General features: G+C 36.2%; 22 protein-coding genes. 21 read left to right on the top strand and 1 reads right to left on the bottom strand.

Annotated elements, in window-relative coordinates:
• Positions 1–8 precede the first annotated feature (8 nt).
• The 4 genes from yabA to rsmI all read left to right on the top strand — a co-directional run bounded on the left by yabA (position 9) and on the right by rsmI (position 2364).
• A complete protein-coding gene (gene yabA, locus Q9306_RS16585; RefSeq protein WP_306200488.1) occupies positions 9–359 on the top strand; it encodes a DNA replication initiation control protein YabA in 351 nt (116 codons plus the stop codon).
• Between the two features lie 143 nt (positions 360–502).
• Positions 503–1243: a tRNA1(Val) (adenine(37)-N6)-methyltransferase gene (locus tag Q9306_RS16580; protein ID WP_306200486.1), complete on the top strand. Its 741-nt coding sequence runs from the start codon at positions 503–505 to the stop codon at positions 1241–1243.
• Positions 1230–1520 carry a GIY-YIG nuclease family protein gene (locus tag Q9306_RS16575; protein WP_090918170.1) on the top strand — a complete coding sequence of 97 codons (291 nt, stop codon included), beginning with the start codon at positions 1230–1232 and terminating at the stop codon, positions 1518–1520. Before Q9306_RS16580 ends, Q9306_RS16575 begins: the two co-directional genes overlap by 14 nt.
• Positions 1489–2364: a 16S rRNA (cytidine(1402)-2'-O)-methyltransferase gene (gene rsmI, locus Q9306_RS16570; protein ID WP_306200483.1), complete on the top strand. Its 876-nt coding sequence runs from the start codon at positions 1489–1491 to the stop codon at positions 2362–2364. The genes Q9306_RS16575 and rsmI overlap by 32 nt, the downstream gene beginning before the upstream one ends.
• A 21-nt stretch (positions 2365–2385) precedes the next feature.
• On the opposite strand, the gene abrB is transcribed toward rsmI, so the two are convergent.
• Positions 2386–2670 (bottom strand): transition state genes transcriptional regulator AbrB, encoded by a 285-nt coding sequence (gene abrB / locus Q9306_RS16565; RefSeq protein WP_020062162.1) that lies wholly within the window; start codon positions 2668–2670, stop codon positions 2386–2388.
• A gap of 474 nt (positions 2671–3144) precedes the next feature.
• Here abrB and metG point away from each other — a divergent pair, with 474 nt between their 5' ends.
• The 17 genes from metG to mfd all read left to right on the top strand — a co-directional run bounded on the left by metG (position 3145) and on the right by mfd (position 21153).
• Positions 3145–5127: a methionine--tRNA ligase gene (gene metG / locus Q9306_RS16560; RefSeq protein ID WP_306200481.1), complete on the top strand. Its 1983-nt coding sequence runs from the start codon at positions 3145–3147 to the stop codon at positions 5125–5127.
• 178 nt (positions 5128–5305) lie between these two features.
• Positions 5306–6073: a TatD family hydrolase gene (locus Q9306_RS16555; RefSeq protein ID WP_306200479.1), complete on the top strand. Its 768-nt coding sequence runs from the start codon at positions 5306–5308 to the stop codon at positions 6071–6073.
• Between the two features lie 131 nt (positions 6074–6204).
• The gene (locus tag Q9306_RS16550) at positions 6205–7398 is read left to right on the top strand and encodes a resuscitation-promoting factor (protein WP_306200477.1); all 1194 of its coding nucleotides are present in this window, start codon (positions 6205–6207) and stop codon (positions 7396–7398) included.
• A gap of 126 nt (positions 7399–7524) precedes the next feature.
• Positions 7525–8082, top strand: coding sequence for a ribonuclease M5 (gene rnmV / locus Q9306_RS16545; protein ID WP_306200475.1), 558 nt, complete (start codon positions 7525–7527; stop codon positions 8080–8082).
• Positions 8079–8954 carry a 16S rRNA (adenine(1518)-N(6)/adenine(1519)-N(6))-dimethyltransferase RsmA gene (gene rsmA, locus Q9306_RS16540; protein ID WP_306200473.1) on the top strand — a complete coding sequence of 292 codons (876 nt, stop codon included), beginning with the start codon at positions 8079–8081 and terminating at the stop codon, positions 8952–8954. Before rnmV ends, rsmA begins: the two co-directional genes overlap by 4 nt.
• Positions 8955–9062: 108 nt before the next feature.
• Entirely contained in the window at positions 9063–9926 is an 864-nt protein-coding gene (gene yabG, locus Q9306_RS16535) for a sporulation peptidase YabG (protein WP_306200471.1), read from the top strand.
• A gap of 139 nt (positions 9927–10065) precedes the next feature.
• Positions 10066–10341, top strand: coding sequence for a biofilm formation stimulator Veg (gene veg, locus Q9306_RS16530; RefSeq protein WP_306200469.1), 276 nt, complete (start codon positions 10066–10068; stop codon positions 10339–10341).
• A gap of 91 nt (positions 10342–10432) precedes the next feature.
• Positions 10433–10612 (top strand): acid-soluble spore protein SspF, encoded by a 180-nt coding sequence (gene sspF, locus Q9306_RS16525; protein ID WP_371932392.1) that lies wholly within the window; start codon positions 10433–10435, stop codon positions 10610–10612.
• 196 nt (positions 10613–10808) lie between these two features.
• On the top strand, positions 10809–11678 hold the full coding sequence (gene ispE, locus Q9306_RS16520) for a 4-(cytidine 5'-diphospho)-2-C-methyl-D-erythritol kinase (protein WP_306200467.1): 870 nt from the start codon (positions 10809–10811) through the stop codon (positions 11676–11678).
• Between the two features lie 54 nt (positions 11679–11732).
• The gene (gene purR / locus Q9306_RS16515) at positions 11733–12581 is read left to right on the top strand and encodes a pur operon repressor (RefSeq protein WP_306200465.1); all 849 of its coding nucleotides are present in this window, start codon (positions 11733–11735) and stop codon (positions 12579–12581) included.
• A gap of 267 nt (positions 12582–12848) precedes the next feature.
• On the top strand, positions 12849–13223 hold the full coding sequence (locus Q9306_RS16510) for a RidA family protein (RefSeq protein WP_306200463.1): 375 nt from the start codon (positions 12849–12851) through the stop codon (positions 13221–13223).
• Positions 13224–13376: 153 nt separating this feature from the next.
• A complete protein-coding gene (gene spoVG / locus Q9306_RS16505; protein WP_002174553.1) occupies positions 13377–13670 on the top strand; it encodes a septation regulator SpoVG in 294 nt (97 codons plus the stop codon).
• Between the two features lie 433 nt (positions 13671–14103).
• Positions 14104–15483 carry a bifunctional UDP-N-acetylglucosamine diphosphorylase/glucosamine-1-phosphate N-acetyltransferase GlmU gene (glmU, locus tag Q9306_RS16500; RefSeq protein ID WP_306200458.1) on the top strand — a complete coding sequence of 460 codons (1380 nt, stop codon included), beginning with the start codon at positions 14104–14106 and terminating at the stop codon, positions 15481–15483.
• Positions 15484–15501: 18 nt separating this feature from the next.
• Positions 15502–16455 (top strand): ribose-phosphate diphosphokinase, encoded by a 954-nt coding sequence (locus Q9306_RS16495; protein ID WP_020062150.1) that lies wholly within the window; start codon positions 15502–15504, stop codon positions 16453–16455.
• 69 nt (positions 16456–16524) lie between these two features.
• Positions 16525–17085, top strand: a complete 561-nt coding sequence (gene pth / locus Q9306_RS16490; protein ID WP_306200453.1) for an aminoacyl-tRNA hydrolase — start codon at positions 16525–16527, stop codon at positions 17083–17085.
• A gap of 71 nt (positions 17086–17156) precedes the next feature.
• Complete coding sequence (locus tag Q9306_RS16485) at positions 17157–17381, top strand: anti-sigma-F factor Fin family protein (RefSeq protein ID WP_306200451.1); 225 nt, start codon at positions 17157–17159, stop codon at positions 17379–17381.
• 241 nt (positions 17382–17622) lie between these two features.
• Positions 17623–21153, top strand: coding sequence for a transcription-repair coupling factor (gene mfd / locus Q9306_RS16480; protein WP_306200449.1), 3531 nt, complete (start codon positions 17623–17625; stop codon positions 21151–21153).
• The last annotated feature ends 32 nt before the right edge of the window (positions 21154–21185 follow it).

The raw sequence follows: 21185 nt of genomic DNA, 5'->3' as shown, positions 1-21185 counted from the left end.
GGGTGCTTGTGGAGAAAAAAGATATTTTTGCAGCGGTTTCCAGTATGGAAGAGCAAATTGGACATCTCTATAAACAGTTGGGAGAGTTAAAGCAGCATCTCGCAGAGCTACTTGAAGAAAACCAACATATTAAAATGGAAAATGAAAATTTGCGGAAGCGTTTTGAAGAAGTTCAGAATAAGCAGAAACAGAAATCGAATAAACGAAAAGAAATAAAACCTAAAATAGATATCGGTGAAGGATATGATAATCTAGCACGCCTGTACCACGAGGGTTTTCATATTTGCAATTTGCATTATGGAAGTGTACGTAAAGAAGGGGATTGCTTATTCTGTTTATCATTTTTGAATAAAAAATAAAATTACCTTTCCAATAAATTGGAAAGGTAATTTTTTGTACATATAACCAAAATAGAAGTAATGGACGTTAGACTGTTGACATAGGTAAATTGTCTTAACGTTTGCTAAAATATAGTTTGAATGATAAGGAAGGAAAGAACGATATGCAATTGTATGGAGATGAACGTTTAGATTATTTACTATCAAAAGATATGAAAATTATTCAAAGCCCATCAGTATTTAATTTTTCATTAGATGCAGTGTTATTGGCGAACTTTGCATGGCTGCCCATTCAGAAAGGCAATATATTAGATTTGTGTACGGGCAATGCAGTGATTCCTCTTTTATTAAGTTCCCGTACGAAAGGGAGGATTACGGGGGTTGAAATACAAGAGCGTATTTATGATATGGGTGTTAGAAGTGTTCAATACAATGATTTAGAAGAGAGAATACAGCTTATTCATGGTGATTTAAAACATATGCCAGAGCAATTGGGACGACATCAGTTTGATGTTGTTACATGTAACCCGCCATATTTTCAAACGCCAAAACCATCTGAGCAAAATTTAAATGAACATTTAGCAATTGCTCGTCATGAAATTATGTGCACACTAGAAGATGTGGTACGTGTTAGCAGTCAACTTGTTAAGCAAGGAGGAAAAGTTGCGTTTGTACATCGACCTGGCCGTTTGCTTGATATTGTAACTCTTATGAGAAAATATAAAATTGAGCCAAAGCGCCTCCAATTTGTGTATCCAAAAGCAGGGAAAGAAGCTAATACATTATTAATTGAAGGTATTAAAGACGGGAATGCAGATTTAAAAATTTTGCCACCTCTTTTTGTATATGAAGAGAATAATAAATATACGAAGGAAATGAATGCAATTTTATATGGAGCAGAATAAACATTATTTTTATGTTGTTGAATGTGCTGATGGAAGCTATTATGCAGGATATACAAACCATTTAGAGAAGCGAATTAAAGCTCATAATAGCGGGAAAGGAGCACGTTATACAAGAGCCAGACGTCCTGTTATCTTAAAATACTTTGAAACTTATGAAGAAAAAAGAACCGCGATGCAGGCAGAGTATCGTTTCAAGCAGTTAAAACGGAAACAAAAAGATGAGTATATACAAAAAGGAGATTATTATGTGGCAGCAAAAAAGTTTTCAGATGAATGAGAGAGGAACATTATATTTAGTTCCAACTCCAATTGGTAATTTGGAAGATATGACATTTCGTGCAATTCGTATGTTAAAGGAAGCAGATTTTATTGCAGCAGAAGATACAAGGCAAACGAAAAAGCTATGTAATTATTTTGAAATTGAAACACCAGTAATGAGTTATCATGAGCATAATAAAGAAGTGAGCGGACAAAAAATCTTAGATATGTTAGAGCAAGGGAAAACAGTAGCACTTGTCAGCGATGCAGGAATGCCATGTATCTCTGATCCCGGCTATGACATTGTTGTCCAAGCAGTAGCGGAGCAGTACCCGGTTGTACCCCTTCCAGGCCCAAATGCTGCACTTACAGCGTTAATTGCATCAGGATTAGAAACAAAACACTTTTATTTCTACGGGTTTTTACAGCGTCATAAAAAAGGACGTAAAGTAGAATTAGAAAAGCTACGTTATATTCCAGATACAATGATGTTTTATGAGGCACCGCATCGATTAGGAGAAACATTAGTCTCAATGAAAGAGGTATTAGGGAATAGAAACGTTGTATTATGTCGTGAGCTTACGAAGAAATTTGAAGAGTTTATTCGCGGTTCTTTAGAAGAAGTGATTCATTGGGCAAAGGAAAATGAAGTGCGTGGAGAATTTTGTGTTTTAGTAGAGGGTTCTACAGAAGAAGCAATTAGTGAAGAAGCGTGGTGGGAATCATTAACAGTTGAGGGACATGTCGAATACTACATAGAGGAGAAAGGTCTTTCTTCTAAAGAAGCAATTAAAGCTGTTACAAAAGAGCGGAATATGTCGAAAAGAGACGTATATCAAGCATATCACGTTGAAAAAAAATAAAGCTTCTCTAAAAGAGAAGCTTTATTTTGCTGCTGCGATAAATTGTTGTAGTTCATTTAAGATTTGCTCTGCGCCTTCTGGGCTTAAAATGATTTTACCTTCAGCTAATGAAAGGTTACTATCAGAAACTTCACCAGTTACTTGGCAAGTCATGTTTGGTTTATATTTTTTTAGGATGATTTTTTCATCATCAACGTAGATTTCAAGAGCATCCTTTTCTGCAATACCTAATGTACGACGTAATTCAATTGGAATTACAACGCGGCCTAATTCATCAACTTTACGAACGATACCAGTAGATTTCATATTTGTTTTTCCTCCTCATATTTTGCAAGTCTATTTTAATTCGCCATTTTTCGACAAAATACCCTATGAACATATGATACCAATCATTTACATTTCCGTCAATTCTTTAATTATAAAATTTATAAAAGTTTTGTAGATTTTCGCATCTATATAAATCCAAATTAAAAAACGACATAAAATCATTCTTTTTAGGTAGGCAAGAGTATCTGGCCATGCATAGCAGCGACTTATATGTCGAAAAGTAAAACGGATTTATATACTTATTATATATACTAAAAAATAATAGATGTATAGAAGGATTTATTTTATTCTTGGAATTTTATTCATAGTGTCGAAATATAGAAATGTATATTTTTTATTGATATGAGCAATAGATGATAAAGATATAGTACATAAACTCGTCTTTATACGTAAGTTTTTGATATACTGTTTATAAAAATACATAATATGAGGTCATTTGGGAGGTTTAAAATAATGACAGAGGAAAATAAGACCTTTTACATTACAACCCCGATTTATTATCCAAGTGGAAAGCTTCACATTGGGCATGCTTATACGACAGTAGCGGGAGATGCAATGGCGCGCTATAAACGTATGCAAGGATACGATGTGTACTACTTAACTGGCACTGATGAACACGGACAAAAGATTCAAAAAAAAGCAGAAGAATTAAATGTTACACCACAAGCATACGTTGACAACATCGTATCAGGAATTAAAGACCTATGGGGTAAAATGGATATTTCTTATGACGATTTTATTCGTACAACCGAAGATCGTCATAAAGAAGTTGTAGAAAAAATCTTTAAACAACTTGTTGATCAAGGTGATATTTATCTTGATGAATATGAAGGTTGGTATTCTGTACAAGATGAAACGTTTTATACAGAGCACCAACTTGTTGATCCAGTGATGGAAAATGGAAAAATAGTTGGTGGGAAGAGCCCGGATAGTGGTCATCAAGTAGAACTTGTTCGTGAAGAATCCTACTTCTTTAGAATGGGGAAATATGTAGATCGACTGTTAAAGTTTTATGAAGATAATCCAAACTTCATGCAACCAGAATCACGTAAAAATGAAATGATTAATAATTTCATTAAACCAGGATTAGAAGATTTAGCTGTTTCTCGTACTTCTTTTGATTGGGGTGTTCGTGTACCGGGTAACCCGAAGCATGTTATTTATGTATGGGTAGATGCATTATCTAACTATATTACGGCATTAGGTTATGGAACAGCGAATGAAGAAAAGTATAAAAAATATTGGCCAGCAGATGTTCATTTAGTAGGAAAAGAAATTGTTCGTTTCCATACAATTTATTGGCCAATTATCTTAATGGCTCTTGATTTACCACTTCCGAAAAAAGTATTTGCGCATGGTTGGATTTTAATGAAAGACGGAAAAATGAGTAAATCAAAAGGGAATGTAGTAGATCCGGTTACGTTAATTGATCGTTATGGTTTAGATGCACTTCGTTATTATCTTCTTCGTGAAGTACCATTTGGATCAGATGGCGTATTTACACCAGAAGGATTTGTTGAGCGTATTAATTTCGATCTTGCAAATGATTTAGGAAATCTATTAAATCGTACAGTAGCGATGATTGATAAGTATTTTGACGGAGAAATTCCAGCCTACAAAGCAAATGAAACGGATTTTGATGAGGCTTTAGTAACATTTGCAAAAGACACACTACAAAAAGTAGAAGATGCAATGGAAAACATGGAGTTTTCAGTAGCGCTAAGCACAATTTGGCAGCTTGTTAGCCGTACAAATAAATATATCGACGAAACACAGCCATGGGTACTAGCAAAAGATGAAAGCAATCGCGAGAAACTGGCTTCTGTTATGGCGCACCTTGCAGAAATGCTTCGTCAAACAGCAATTTTGTTAATGCCATTCTTAACAGAAACACCAGGGAAGATCTTTGAACAAATTGGAATTACAGATGAAGAATATAAAACGTGGAATAGCCTTTCTACAATTGGTTGCATTCCGGCTGGTACAAAAGTTGTGAAAGGACAACCTGTATTCCCACGTTTAGAAGTAGAAGTAGAAGTGGAATATATAAAAGAACAAATGAAAGGATCTGCTCCAAAAGTAGAAGAAAAGAAAGAAGCGGCGCCAGAGGTAGAAGAAATTACAATTGATGATTTCTTTAAAGTAGACTTACGCGTAGCAGAAGTATTGGATGCAGAACCTGTAAAAAAAGCAGACAAGCTGTTAAAGATCCAACTTGATTTAGGCACAGAAAAACGACAAGTTGTCTCTGGAATTGCTAAATTTTACTCTCCAGAAGAGTTAAAAGGGAAAAAAGTCATTTGTGTTACAAATTTAAAGCCAGTAAAACTACGCGGTGAGTTATCACAAGGTATGATTTTAGCGGGTGAAGAAAACGGAAAATTGTCGTTAGCAACGGTCGACCAAAACTTACCAAATGGTACAAAAATTAAGTAATAACGACAAAACGAGAGATGTTTCACGTGTAACATTCGTGAAGCATCTTTTTTCTTGTCGAAAATCTTTCTAAAATTCCCTTTTTTGTATCAAAATTGTAATATAGTTGTTATTGCGGTGTTAGGAAAGTAATTTTTCCTTATGATAGAATTTATTTCAAATAAAAGGAGTTATTATTATGCTGTTTGATACACATTCACATTTAAATGCAGAGCAATTTAAAGAGGATTTACAGGAAGTAATTGCAAGAATGAAAGAAGTGGGTGTTTCTTATACAGTTGTAGTTGGTTTTGATGAAATGACCATCAAAAAGGCAATTGAATTGGCAGAAACATATGATTTCATTTATGCAGCCGTTGGTTGGCATCCTGTTGATGCGATTGATATGACAGAAGAACATTTAAAATGGTTGGAAGAGTTAGCAGCTCATCCAAAAGTTGTTGCGCTTGGCGAAATGGGCTTAGATTATCATTGGGACAAATCTCCGAAAGAAGTGCAAAAAGAAGTATTTCGTAAACAAATTAAGCTAGCAAGAAAGGTAAATTTACCAATCATTATACATAATCGAGATGCAACACAAGACATCGTAGATATTTTAAAAGAAGAAAATGCATCCGAAGTAGGAGGAATCATGCATTGTTTTAGCGGTAGTGTTGAAGTTGCCAAACAGTGTGTGGAGATGAATTTTCTCATTTCATTAGGCGGTCCAGTAACTTTTAAAAATGCAAAGAAACCAAAAGAAGTTGCGATGGAAATTCCAATGGAACAACTTCTAATTGAAACAGATTGTCCGTATTTAACTCCTCATCCGTTTCGTGGAAAACGAAATGAACCAAGCTATGTAAAGCTTGTTGCGGAGGAAATTGCAAAATTAAAAGGACTATCTTATGAAGAAGTAGCGGTCAAAACAACAGAAAATGCAAAAAAACTATTTGGCATTCAATAATGAGAAGTAGAGGGGGATTCCTCCTCTCTTTCTTCCTTCACCTATGTTTATCTTCAGATGAGTAACACTACTAGAAATAGTAGGAGAATGAGAGTTAATAATTCTGATCTAGACAGGGAGGGTACTTTATTGTGATTACAAATGCTAAACATTTATTATCCAGGTTAGAAGTGAGCAAAAAAATAGTAGTAAGATTTACGAGTGCATTAATTATTTCAGGGTCTGTGGGGACCGTAGCGTATGCGGGAACAACAGATAAAATAATTATTGAAGTAGATGGAAAGAAACAAGAGATTTATACACATGCAAATACGATAGATGAGTTATTGCAGGATGAGAGGATTCAAGTAACGGAAAAAGATCATATATATCCAGCACCTTCTACAAAAATTACAGGTGAAATGAAAATAGTTGTAGAAAAGGCACGTCCATTTGGTGTGGTGGTGGATGGAAAAGAGAAACAAGTACGATCGACAGCAAAGACAGTAAAAGACTTGTTGGCAGAAGAACATATTAAAATTAGTGAGCACGATAAAGTATATCCTAGTTTGTATGCATCATTAGAAGGTACGCAAAAAATTATGATTCAAAAAGCATTCCCGGTTACATTACATGTTGGCGGTCAAGAGCAGCAAGTATGGTCAACTTCGACTACTGTCGCTAACTTTTTGAAAGAACGGCAAGTGTCACTAAATGAAATCGATAGAGTGGAACCAGATTTACAGGAAGTGATGCAGCAAAATATGAAGGTCAAAGTGGTTCGAGTAGAAAAAGTAAGCGATGCAGTGGAAGAACCAATTCCCTATACTGAAGTGAGACAAGAAGATTCTTCACTCCGTAAGGGAGCAGAAAAAGTGATTCAAGAAGGAATAGAAGGAAAAAAGAAGAAAGTATTTGCAGTCATCAAAGAGGATGGAAATGAAGTTTTAAGAAACTTACAGAAAGAAGAAATCGTGCAAGAAGAAAAAAATCGTATTGTAGCTGTTGGCACAAAAGAAGAAGAGAATATTCTAGGTGATGCAGAAGGTGTAGTTGCTAATGAATTTTATGTGCAAGCAACGGCGTATTCCCCGTACTGCGGCGGATGCCAAGGTGTAAGTGCAGGCGGTTATAATTATAAGGAAAATCCAAATATGAAATTAATTGCAGTAGATCCACGGATTATTCCTCTTGGAACAAAGGTATGGGTGGAAGGATACGGATATGCAGTTGCTGGTGATACGGGCGGGGCGATTAAAGGGCATCGTATTGATGTTCTTATGCCGACAGAATCACAGGTAGAAGCTTGGGGAAGAAAACAAGTAAAGATTAAAGTGTTACAATAATAGGGTAAGCAGAGGAACTTTTTCTCCTCTGCTTTTTAAATTGTATGAACTAGGAAAATAATAATGGAAAAGTAGGCGTTTTTTTGTTTTACTAATTAGAGATGTGAAATGAGTGTGGAGGAAGTTATGAAGATTAAAGAAATAATTGTTGTAGAAGGTAAAGATGATACGGTTGCCATTAAGCGTGCAGTAGATGCAGATACAATTGAAACAAACGGTTCGGCAATTGGGAATCATGTGATTGAACAGGTGAAATTGGCGCAACAAACACGAGGTGTTATTATTTTTACAGATCCTGATTATCCAGGAGAGCGTATTCGTAAAATTATTTCTGAGAAAGTACCAGGCTGTAAGCACGCATTCTTACCGAAAGAAGAAGCATTAGCGAAGCGAAAGAAGGGCATTGGAATTGAACATGCCTCTAACGAATCTATCAGGCGCGCTTTGGAAAGTTTACATGGGGAGATGGAAGAGTACACGAGCGAAATTCATTGGATTGACTTAGTAGAAGCGGGGCTTGTTGGCGGAGAAAAAGCAAAAAGCCGCAGAGAACGAATGGGTAAGCTATTAAAGATCGGTTATACAAATGCAAAGCAGTTACATAAACGTTTGCAAATGTTCCAAATTTCAAAGCAGGATTTTGCAAAAGCGTATAAGCAAGTATTACAGGAGGAAAAGAAATGAAAGATATCGCAACGCCAAATCGTACGAAAGATATTGTTGAAAAGTATGGATTTTCATTTAAAAAGAGCTTAGGACAAAACTTTTTAATTGATACAAATGTATTAAATCGGATTGTAGATTATGCAGAGATTGGACCTGAGAGCGGGGCAATTGAGATTGGACCTGGTATTGGAGCGTTAACAGAGCAGTTGGCAAAGCGCGCTAAGAAAGTTGTAGCGTTTGAAATCGACCAACGCCTTTTACCGATTTTAGAAGAGACATTAGCACCTTATAATAATGTAACGGTAATCAATAAGGATATTTTAAAAGCAGATGTAAATACCGTATTTCAAGAGCAGTTTGAAGAAGGTCAAGATGTAATGGTGGTAGCGAACTTACCATACTATGTGACAACACCAATTTTATTTAAGCTATTAGAAGAACAATTACCAGTGCGTGGCTTTGTTGTGATGATGCAAAAAGAAGTAGCAGATCGCCTAGCGGCTCGCCCGGGAACAAAAGATTATGGTTCGTTGTCAATTGCCATTCAATACTATACAGAACCAGAAACGGTGATGACGGTTCCGCGTACAGTATTTGTACCACAGCCAAATGTAGATTCAGCAGTTATTCGTTTACTCAGACGTCAAAAGCCGCTTGTGGAAGTGCAAGATGAAGCGTTCTTCTTTGAAGTAGTGCGTGCTAGCTTTGCGCAGCGACGTAAAACATTGATGAATAATCTATCTAATAATTTAAATGGTTTTCCAAAGGATAAAATATTACTTGAGCGTATACTAGCGGAAGTTGAAATTGATCCGAAACGAAGAGGCGAGACATTATCAATTGAAGAATTTGCAAAGTTAAGCAACGCTTTATTTTTGTATAAAATGTAAAAGGTAGCTCGTTTTGAGCTACCTTTTTTGTCACCTTTTTCCTATAAGTTCATAGGCTAAAACAGAACGTAGTGAGTTATATGTCCCTACGAGTTTGGAGGTAAAAGGATGGCTGTACATGTTGGAGATTTAGTGGAGAGAAAGTCTTATAAGCGCGACCTTCTTTTTCGAGTAACAGAAATAAAAGACACAATCGCAATTTTGTTTGGGGAAGAATTTCGGCTCGTAGCAGATGCACCAATAGAGGATTTAGTTCTTGTCGATCAACGAGATTATACGAAAAGAGTGAAGCAGGAACGAGAAACAATGGAAAAGACATATCGCTTATTTCACCAAGATTATGTATTAATGAGAGAGCGCCAAGAATATCAGTCAACAGGCGGCTATGCAAATGAAGTAAATTATTTTCAAATGCCAGGTAAAGTGCTTCATCTTGATGGGGATCCTTTATATTTAAGAAAATGCTTAGATTTATATACGAAAATAGGTGTGCCTGTACAGGGAATTCATTGTAAAGAAACGGAGATGCAAGAGAAGGTTCTAGATTTAATTGAACATGTTCGTCCAGATATCTTAGTGATTACCGGACATGATGCTTATACAAAATCAAAAGGAGAAATGGGAAATTTGGCAGCTTATCGTCATTCTAAGCATTTTGTACAGGCTGTACGCACAGTACGAAAAAAGTATCCTTCATTAGATCACCCTGTTATTTTTGCTGGGGCGTGTCAATCGCATTTTGAAGCCCTCATTCGAGCCGGAGCAAATTTTGCAAGTTCTCCGTCCCGCGTTAATATTCATGCGTTAGATCCAGTGTATGTTGTAGCAAAAGTGAGCTTTACATCTTTTATGGAACAAGTTAATGTTTGGGATGTAGTGCGTAATACAGTAACTGGTGAGAAGGGGCTTGGCGGAATTGAAACAAAGGGAATTTTACGAACAGGATTGCCTTTTCAATACTATGAAGAGTGAGCAAGGTAAGTATTTGCCTTGCTTTTTATGTACGCGCTTTTTGGAAATTGGATAAAAAAGTATAAGAAAGTACAGACTATATATGTATGACTTGTATTTTTATACTTTCCATCCTAATTACAGCGAGGTGTAGCATGATATGTCAAAACGTTTAGATGAAATTAAAAGTGCTTTGGACCATCATCTTGGTCAGAGGCTTATGCTAAAAGCAAATAGCGGAAGAAGAAAGACAATAGAACGATCTGGTGTGTTAGCAGAAACATACCGTTCTGTTTTTGTAGTTCAACTGGATCAACAAGAAGATACATTACAGCGCGTTTCTTATAGCTATGCAGACGTATTAACAGAAACTGTTGAGCTTACATTTTATGATGCACAAGATAATGAAATTATGTTAGGTGAACAATCTGTTTAAGGGTGGGTTTTTGTTACATATATTTTCCAGACTTGAATAAATTCGTAGTGTCACATACTAAATGTACCGTAGCAATAAAGGGGGCCTTGCGTTGAGTAGACGAAAAGGAGTCATGTCGAATCAATTTAAAGAAGAGCTTGCAAAAGAGCTTGGATTTTATGATGTCGTGCAAAAAGAAGGATGGGGCGGAATTCGTGCGAAAGATGCTGGTAATATGGTTAAGCGTGCAATTGAAATTGCAGAGCAGCAATTAATGAAACAAAACCAGTAACAGTAAGATACTTCTATGCTACGGTAGCCGAGGAGATATTCCTCGGCTTTTTGCACGCGAAAAAGTTGTATTCGTAGTGTATAAGTAGTTTCATTCTTGATGCTTTTCGTTATAATTAGGAAAGTGTCATCGTTCTACTATAAATTTATGGTAAAATAAACGATAAAAGATTGAGTACATAGAGTAGGTGAATAGATTGAAGCTACTAGTTAAAGCACCAGCAAAAATTAATTTGTCGTTAGATGTACTGGGAAAAAGACCGGATGGTTACCATGATGTTAAAATGATTATGACAACAATTGATTTAGCAGATCGGTTAGAACTAACAGAGTTATCTGAAGACCGGATTGAAATTGTATCCCATAACCGTTATGTGCCAGACGATCAAAGAAATTTAGCTTATCAGGCGGCAAAATTGTTAAAGGAACGCTTTCAAGTAAAAAAAGGGGTATCTATTGCAATTGAAAAAACGATTCCGGTTGCAGCGGGATTAGCAGGTGGAAGCAGTGATGCAGCTGCAGCATTAAGAGGTCTAAATCAATTATGGAATCTTGGACTTACAATTGATGAGCTTGCAGAGTTAGGTGCCGAGATTGGATCAGATGTATCATTTTGTGTATATGGCGGAACTGCTATTGCAACAGGTCGTGGAGAGAAAATTGAACATATAAAGACCCCTCCTTCTTGCTGGGTTATTTTGGCCAAGCCACATATTGGTGTATCAACAGCTGACGTATATGGGAATTTAAAGTTAAATCGTGTAACACATCCAGATGTAAATCGTATGGTTGAAGTGATTCAAAATGGTGACTATGAGGGAATTTGTCAAGCTGTTGGCAATGTGTTAGAGGATGTAACATTTTCTATGCATCCTGAAGTTGCGCATATTAAAGCTCAGATGAAACGTTTCGGTGCAGATGCGGTTTTAATGAGCGGTAGCGGTCCAACCGTTTTTGGTTTAGTTCGCCATGATTCACGTATGCACCGTATTTATAACGGTTTAAAAGGATTTTGTGATCAAGTATACGCAGTTCGCTTATTAGGAGAGCGAGAAGGTCTTGAATAAAGACGTATAATAAGTTATGATTTGTTTAAAATATTCGTAATTTGAGGTGAGAGCATGAAAATTAGACGAAGTACAAGGTTAGTCGATATGACTTATTATTTGCTTCAAAACCCTCGTCAGTTAGTTTCTCTCACTTTTTTTGCTGAACGGTATCAGTCTGCTAAATCTTCTATTAGTGAAGATTTAGTTATTATTAAACAAACGTTTGAACAACAAGGAGTCGGCACATTACAAACGGTACCAGGTGCAGCAGGAGGAGTGAAATATATCCCATATATAAGTCAGGAAGAAGCAAAACAAATTATTAATGAGCTTTGTAAATTATTTGAGAATCCTGATCGTATTCTTCCGGGCGGTTATTTATATATGACGGATCTTTTAAGTAACCCGCGTTACATTAATGGTGCAGGGAGGCTTTTTGCTTCTGTATTCGCAAGACAGCCGATTGACGCTGTTATGACGGTTGCCACGAAAGGGATTCCTTTGGCGTATGCAGTAGCCAATTACTTGGATGTCCCGGTCGTAATTGCTAGAAAAGATAATAAAGTAACGGAAGGTCCAACAGTAAGTATTAATTATGTATCAGGATCTTCTAAGCGTATTCAAACGATGACATTAGCAAAACGTAGTCTTCCAGAGGGTGCGAATGTATTAATCATCGATGATTTTATGAAGGCCGGCGGAACCGTACAAGGTATGATGAGTATGCTTGAGGAGTTTAATGCAAATGTTGTTGGCATTGGAGTTTTAGTGGAATCAAGTGATATTGAGGAAAGACTTGTCGATAAATTTGTTTCGTTAATTCGCTTGTCTGAGGTAGATGTGAGAGAAAAGACGATCCAGGTGGAAAAAGGAAATTATTCTTTAAGTCCATTTGCTGACGTCATTGTAGAAGTTGAATAAGAGAAGCAATCTTTTTAGTAGATTGTTTTAAAGGAGATACTGTTCGTCAGAGCGGGGGAAAAGATAAAGCAACTGCTTTATCTTTTTTTATACTGATTGATAATAAGCTTTTATCAGTTGGGTACTTTGACATGTTATTTCCGAGCAGTAAGTTTTAGCAGGTGGTAAGCTTCCAACTTTGGAGGTTTACCACCTGCTAAAACAATAGGTTTCTTGTTAGGGGCAGCTTGTAAAAGCAGGGTAAAAAATATAAAAGGGTGAGGAATAATGAAAGTAGTTCAAACAAATGAGGCGCCGCATGCAATCGGTCCATATTCACAAGGTATGATTGTAAATAATATGTTTTACAGTTCTGGACAAATTCCTTTAACAGTAAATGGTGAAGTTGTGACTGGAGATATAAAGGACCAAACAGAACTAGTGTTTCAAAATTTAAAGGCAGTATTAACAGAAGCGGGAGCATCGTTTGAGACGGTGGTAAAAACAACCGTATTCTTAAAAGATATGAATGATTTTGATGCAGTAAATGAAGTATATAGTACATATTTTTCTACAAATAAACCAGCACGTTCTTGTGTACAAGTAGTGAAATTACCGAAAGATGTATCCGTTGAAATTGAAGTTATTGCCTTTGTAAAATAAGGAATTGTAAGCGGTAACCTATGTTCATTTATATATTTCACTTATATAAAAATTTTTATCTTAAAAATTTTTGAAAAATTGAAGGAAAAATGGAACATTTGTGGAATTTATAGAAATATATCGCTTATTTAGAAAAAGGGTGGTGAACACAAGATGGAAGTGACTGACGTAAGATTACGCCGCGTAAACACAGAAGGCCGTATGCGAGCAATTGCCTCTATTACACTGGACCACGAATTTGTTGTTCATGATATTCGTGTAATTGATGGCAATAATGGATTATTTGTAGCAATGCCAAGTAAACGTACTCCAGATGGAGAGTTCCGTGACATTGCTCATCCAATTAATTCAAATACTCGTTCTAAGATTCAAGATGCGGTTTTAGCTGAGTATCACCGTTTAGGCGAGTTAGAAGAAGTTGAGTTTGAAGAAGCTGGAGCTTCGTAAAATTCGAATAAGAAGAGCTCTAAAAGAAGAGCTCTATAATTTTGGCAAACTCCTGTAAGCATTTACAGGAGTTTGTTGTTGTTTCTATATAATCTAAATCGATTTTGATTTTTCAACATGTAAGTCGCCGCTATGCAGAAATAACTAATCTGTATTTGCTTTTTTATCTTTGTTTTCACACTTGTATATGACAAGGTGTTTTTCTTGGGAAATAAAGGGTTTTTATGTCGTTTTTTCTATTTGTATCTATAATAGTTACCTCAATTTTTCATGAAAAAGGAATAGTATAGCTTATTTCATAAAAAGATATGAAATATTAAAACATTATATAAAAGTTATGGTAAAATTTAATAGTTGTAAGGTGTTTCTTGAAATATATAGTTATTTAGGATAATATCTTTAATGGATAAATAGGTTGCGATGGAGGGTCTATATGTCAAAAAGATTTGCAGTGATTCTTGCTGCAGGAAAAGGCACACGTATGAAGTCAAGTTTATACAAGGTGCTACATTCTGTATGCGGGAAACCCATGGTACAGCATGTAGTTGATCAAGTCTCTCAGCTAGAAGTACAGAAACTTGTTACGGTTGTTGGACACGGCGCTGAAAAGGTACAGGATCAATTAGGAAGTGCAAGTGAATTTGCATTGCAAACGGAGCAGCTAGGAACAGCACATGCTGTTATGCAAGCAGCTGATGCACTGGGGAACGAGGAAGGAACAACATTAGTAATTTGTGGTGATACACCTCTTATTACAGCAGAAACAATGGAAGCTTTATTAAAGCAACATGAAGAGTCAGGGGCAAAGGCAACGGTATTAACAGCCTACATAGAAGAGCCTGCTGGTTATGGACGAATTGTTCGCAATGAAAACGGTCACGTTGAAAAAATTGTTGAACATAAAGATGCAAATGAAGTAGAGCGAGCGATTAAAGAAATTAATACAGGTACGTATTGTTTTGATAATAAAGCGCTATTCACTTCCCTTTCCAAAGTTTCCAATGAAAATGTGCAAGGAGAATATTACCTTCCAGATGTGATTGAGATTTTGAAAAATGAAGGTCATATTGTATCTGCCTATCAAACAGAGCAGTTTGATGAAACGTTAGGAGTTAATGACAGGGTCGCTCTATCGCAAGCGGAAGACATTATGAAAAAACGTATTAACCATCAACATATGGTAAATGGTGTTACGATTATTGATCCGAATAACACGTATATTTCCGTTGATGCAAAAATTGGTAATGATACGGTTATTTATCCGGGAACAATGATTGAAGGTTATACTGTTATTGGATCAAATTGTGAAGTTGGACCGCATACAGTTATACGTGATAGTGAAGTGGGAGATAATACAACAATTCGTCAGTCTACTGTTCATGATAGTAAGATTGGTATTGATGTTGCTATTGGACCGTTCGCTCATATCCGTCCGCAATCTGTTATTGGTAATGAAGTTCGTGTTGGAAACTTCGTTGAAATTAAAAAGACTGTTTTCGGAAATAGAAGTAAAGCTTCTCACTTAAGTTATATTGGTGATGCAGAAGTGGGAGAAGATGTGAATCTTGGTTGTGGTTCTATTACGGTAAACTACGATGGCAAGAATAAATTTAAAACTGTAATTGGCGATGGTGTGTTTATTGGTTGTAACTCAAACCTTGTTGCTCCCGTAACAGTTGAAGATGGTGCTTATGTTGCAGCAGGTTCTACCATTACAGAAGATGTACCAGCAAAAGCGTTATCAATTGCACGTGCACGTCAAACAAACAAAGAAGATTATGTTGATCAATTGCTGAATAAGAAAAATTCATAATGTGGAGGGTTAATCTAGATGTCGACTCAATATCTAAATTCTAATTTGAAAGTATTTTCTTTAAACTCTAACAAGGCGCTTGCTGAGCAAATTGCAAAGCACATTGGAGTAGAATTAGGAAAATGTTCTGTTGCACGTTTTAGTGATGGAGAAATTCAAATTAACATTGAAGAAAGTATTCGTGGTTGCGATGTATTTATCATCCAATCTACAAGTTTCCCAGTAAACGAGCATATTATGGAATTGCTTATTATGATCGATGCATTAAAACGTGCATCTGCGAAAACAATTAACATTGTTATCCCTTACTATGGTTATGCACGCCAAGATCGTAAAGCGCGTTCTCGTGAGCCGATTACAGCGAAATTATTTGCAAATTTACTTGAAACAGCGGGTGCTACTCGTGTAATTACTCTAGATTTACATGCTCCACAAATTCAAGGATTCTTCGATATTCCAATTGACCATTTAATGGGTGTACCTATTCTTTCTGACTACTTTCAGAAGAAAGGTCTTAAAGATATTGTAATTGTATCTCCAGACCATGGTGGTGTAACACGTGCTCGAAAAATGGCAGATCGTTTAAAAGCGCCAATCGCTATCATCGATAAACGCCGTCCGCGTCCAAATGTAGCGGAGGTAATGAATATCGTAGGTAATATTGAAGGTAAAACAGCAATTTTAATTGATGACATCATTGATACAGCTGGTACAATTACATTAGCAGCAAACGCTCTTGTAGAGAACGGTGCTTCGGAAGTATATGCTTGCTGTACACACCCAGTTTTATCTGGTCCAGCAATTGAACGCATTCAAAATTCAAATATTAAAGAGTTAGTTGTAACAAACTCTATCGTATTACCAGAAGAAAAGAAAATTGATAAAGTACAAGAACTTTCTGTTGCTCCATTAATTGGAGAAGCAATTATTCGTGTTTACGAAGAAGAATCTGTAAGTGTACTATTTAATTAATTGGATAGAATGAGACGTAACCAGTGTTGGTTACGTCTTTTCGTATCGAAAAAAGAAAGTGGTGTTACAATGAAATTAATAGTAGGACTTGGTAACCCAGGCAGAGAATATGAATTAACAAGGCATAACATTGGGTTCATGGCGATAGATGAATTATCTAAACGCTGGAATATCCCATTAAATGAACAAAAGTTTAAGGGGTTATTCGGTGCGGGTTTTGTAAATGGAGAGAAAGTCATTTTATTAAAGCCGCTTACATATATGAATGTATCTGGAGAAAGTATTCGTCCACTTATGGATTACTATAAAATTGATGTTGAAGATTTTATAGTAATGTATGATGATTTAGATATTCCGGTTGGGAAATTGCGTCTTCGTATGAAAGGCAGTGCGGGTGGACATAACGGTGTGAAATCAACAATTGCCCATTTAGGAACACAGGAATTCCAACGTGTTCGCATGGGAATTGATCGTCCTAAAAATGGCATGAAAGTAGTCGATTATGTATTAGGACGTTTTACGGCAGATGAGATGCCTGAGGTTAAACGAGCAATTGAAAAAAGTGCAGATGCGTGTGAAGAATGGTTGAAAACTCCATTTTTACAAGTTATGAATACTTTCAATAATTAACATTTCCAAAACGGAATATTTTTTTATACTTATATCCATAATAGTAATAATTGTGCGACTAGGAGGAAGTTATGGACGGACATTATTACTGCAGACATTGTGGGTATAGGATAGGTAGTATTACAGCGGAAAAAGTATACGGCTTTGTGCTAGGTCAACTAACAGAGCAAGAGCGGTTAGAAATGATTCATTTTGATGGAAATGGAAATATATATATAAAAACAATTTGTGAATCGTGTCAAAAAACGCTCGCATCCTATCCGGAGTATTATGAATATGAACTGTTCTTACAATGAAAAAATTTCTGTTAGAGCATGTTTTTCTTATTGATAGTTAGCTAAACACATTGTTCCTTGATGATGGGGGGAACTTTCATCCTTCTCTTTTCTAAATATGAAGATGAGAGACTTACAGTGATAAGGGATAGGATGTACGGCTTCGCTTTGGCTTGTCCAAAGCATTTTTCTGTTTTCTTTTTCCGAAATATTTGCATAAAATATAGTAGCTTGCTCTTTATGTTGAGAGGAGTTTTGAAAAATGATAGGTTTACTAGAGCAATTTTACGAAAATAAAGAAATACAATCAATTATAGATGGTTTAGAAGAAGGTTTAAAAGAACAGCTTATCTCAGGTATGGCAACTTCTTCTCGTTCATTATTAATGGCTAGTTTATATAAAAAAACAAAGCAGTCACAGCTTGTTATAACGCATAATTTATATCAGGCGCAAAAAGTGTATGAGGATTTAGTTTCATTACTTGGAGAGCAGAATGTTTGGTTATATCCTGTAAATGAATCTATTGCATCAGAAATCGGTGTTGCGAGCCCGGAACTGAAGGCACAGCGCATTGAAGTGTTGAACCGCTTAGCGGCCGGAGAAAGTGGAATTATTGTGGCTCCTGTTGCTGGTTTGCGGCGTTTTCTACCGACAAAAGAGATGTGGAAGAAACAGCAAATTGAATTAAAAATGGGGCAAGAAATTGATCTTGCTGAATTACTGCGCGTGTTAACGACCATGGGCTACGAACGTAAATCTATGGTAGAGGCACCGGGTGAATTTAGTGTTCGTGGTGGGATATTAGATATCTATCCATTAACAGAAGAATTGCCAATTCGTATTGAATTTTTTGATACCGAAGTAGATTCCATCCGTTCCTTTACTGTAGAAGAACAACGTTCGCAAGAGAAGATGGATAGCATATCATTTGGCCCAGCCACTGAATTTGTATTTTCTAAAGAAGAGCTAGCAGTTGGAATTGGGAAGTTAGAATTAGGTTTAGCTAATACATTAAAAAAAGTATCTGATGAGAAATTAAAAACAACGATATTAGAAACTGTTACATATGAATTAGAACTATTGAAAAATGGACAGACCATTGAGCAGATGTTCAAATATTTATCTTTATTTTATAAGGAACCTGCTAGTCTAATAGAATATTTACCGGAAAATGGTGTTGTTATTCTAGACGAGGTCTCTCGAATTCAAGAAACAGCAGATCATTTAGAAACAGAAGAAGCAGAATGGTATATATCGCTTCTTGGAGAAGGAGCGATTGTTCAAGATTTAACTTTTTCTCATAATTTTGCCCAATTTTTGAACCATAAAAAACGAAATTTCTTATACTTAACGTTGTTTTTACGTCATATTCCGCATACGAATCCGCAAAATATTGTGAATTTGACATGTAAAACAATGCAAGACTTTCACGGTCAAATGAATTTATTAAAAACAGAAATTGATAGATGGACGAAAAGTCGGTTTACAACAGTTGTATTAGGTGCAAATGAGGAACGAACAAAGAAATTGCAGCACATTTTAAATGATTATGATATTGAAGCAGATATTATTGAAGGAACAGATGTATTGCTCCCAGGTCGTATTCAAATTGCGGTGGGTGACTTACATGCAGGTTTTGAAATGCCGATGCAAAAGCTTGCAATTATTACCGAAAAAGAATTATTTAATAAAAAGGTAAAAAAATCACAGCGTAAGCAAAAACTTTCGAATGCAGAGAGAATTAAAAGCTACTCTGAATTAAAAGTTGGTGATTACGTTGTTCACGTAAATCATGGTATCGGTAAATTTTTAGGAATTGAAACATTAGAAATTAATGGTGTCCATAAAGATTATTTGCATATCAAGTATCAAGGGAATGATAAGTTATACGTTCCAATCGAACAAATTGATCAAGTGCAAAAGTATGTGGGATCCGAGGGGAAAGACCCTAAAGTTTATAAACTTGGCGGAAATGATTGGAAGAAGGTTAAGACGAAGGTAGAAAAATCCGTTCAAGATATTGCAGATGATTTAATTAAGCTGTATGCAGAGCGCGAAGCGTCAAAGGGTTATGGTTTTACTCCAGATACATCTGAACAACAGGAGTTTGAATCGTTATTTCCTTATCAAGAAACAGAAGATCAGTTACGCTCAATTGAAGAAATCAAGAAGGATATGGAGCGCGGTCGTCCGATGGATCGTCTGCTTTGCGGCGATGTTGGATATGGAAAAACTGAAGTTGCGATTCGAGCTGCTTTTAAAGCGATTATGGATGAAAAGCAAGTTGCGATTTTAGTGCCAACAACGATTTTAGCACAGCAGCATTATGAAACAATTCGAGAACGCTTCCAAGATTATCCTATTAATATTGGGCTATTAAGTCGCTTCCGCACGAGAAAGCAGCAAAATGAAACAATTAAAGGGTTAAAAGATGGTACTGTTGATATTGTTATCGGTACACATCGTCTTCTGTCAAAGGATGTCATATATAAAGATTTAGGATTACTTATTATTGATGAAGAGCAGCGGTTTGGTGTAACGCATAAAGAAAAAATTAAGCAGTTAAAAGCTAATATCGATGTATTAACATTAACAGCAACGCCGATTCCCCGTACGCTTCATATGTCTATGTTAGGTGTTCGCGATTTATCTGTTATCGAAACACCGCCAGAAAATCGGTTCCCGGTGCAAACGTACGTTGTGGAATATAATCCAGCGTTAATAAGAGAAGCGATTGAACGTGAACTTGCACGAGGCGGACAAGTGTATTTCTTATACAATCGCGTTGAAGATATTGAGCGAAAAGTAGATGAAATTTCAATGCTTGTTCCTGATGCACGTGTAACTTTTGCGCACGGAAAGATGAATGAAGGTGAATTAGAATCTGTTATGCTTTCCTTCTTAGAAGGTCAGCACGATGTACTTGTAAGTACAACGATTATTGAAACAGGTGTTGATATTCCGAATGTAAATACATTAATTGTGTTCGATGCAGACCGTATGGGATTATCGCAGTTGTATCAGTTGCGTGGCCGAGTAGGACGTTCTAATCGTGTTGCCTATGCGTATTTCACATATAAGCGTGATAAAGTGTTATCCGAGGTTGCGGAAAAACGCCTGCAAGCCATTAAAGAATTTACAGAGCTAGGCTCTGGATTTAAAATTGCGATGCGTGATTTGTCTATTCGCGGAGCAGGTAATTTATTAGGTGCAGAGCAACATGGATTTATTGATTCCGTTGGCTTTGATTTATATTCACAAATGTTAAAAGATGCAATTGAACAGCGAAGAGGTGCGGGTACAGAAGAGCAAACGATTGATGTTGAGATTGATCTAGAAGTAGATGCATACTTACCGGATGCGTATATTTCCGATAGCAAACAAAAAATCATGATGTATAAGCAATTTAGGGGCGTTTCTGCTATTGAGGATATTGAAGAATTACAAGAAGAGATGATTGATCGCTTCGGTGACTATCCACAAGAAGTTGGATATTTACTACAAATTGCAAATATTAAAGTGTTAGCAACGCAAGAAGGAATCGAATTGATTAAGCAAACGAAACAAGAAGTGACACTGCTGTTTTCAGAAAAGGCGAGTCAAAATATTGATGGTGGAAAACTATTTATGCTTGGAAGCAGTTTTGGGCGCATGATTGGTCTTGGTATGGAAGGTTCACGCCTGAAAATTGTGATGAATGTGCGTGAACTAGAAGTAGCAAAGTGGCTTACAATCGCCGAAAATTTATTAAAAGGTTTAAAAGATGTGAAAAAAGAAGAGATAAATGCTTAAATGAGAATAAAAAATACCATTCGACGTGTATA

The organism is Bacillus multifaciens, assembly GCF_030756675.1.
GTDB lineage: Bacteria > Bacillota > Bacilli > Bacillales > Bacillaceae_G > Bacillus_A > Bacillus_A multifaciens.
The sequence above is the reverse complement of the archived record's forward strand: the minus strand, read 5'-3'. Positions and strand labels throughout refer to the sequence as shown.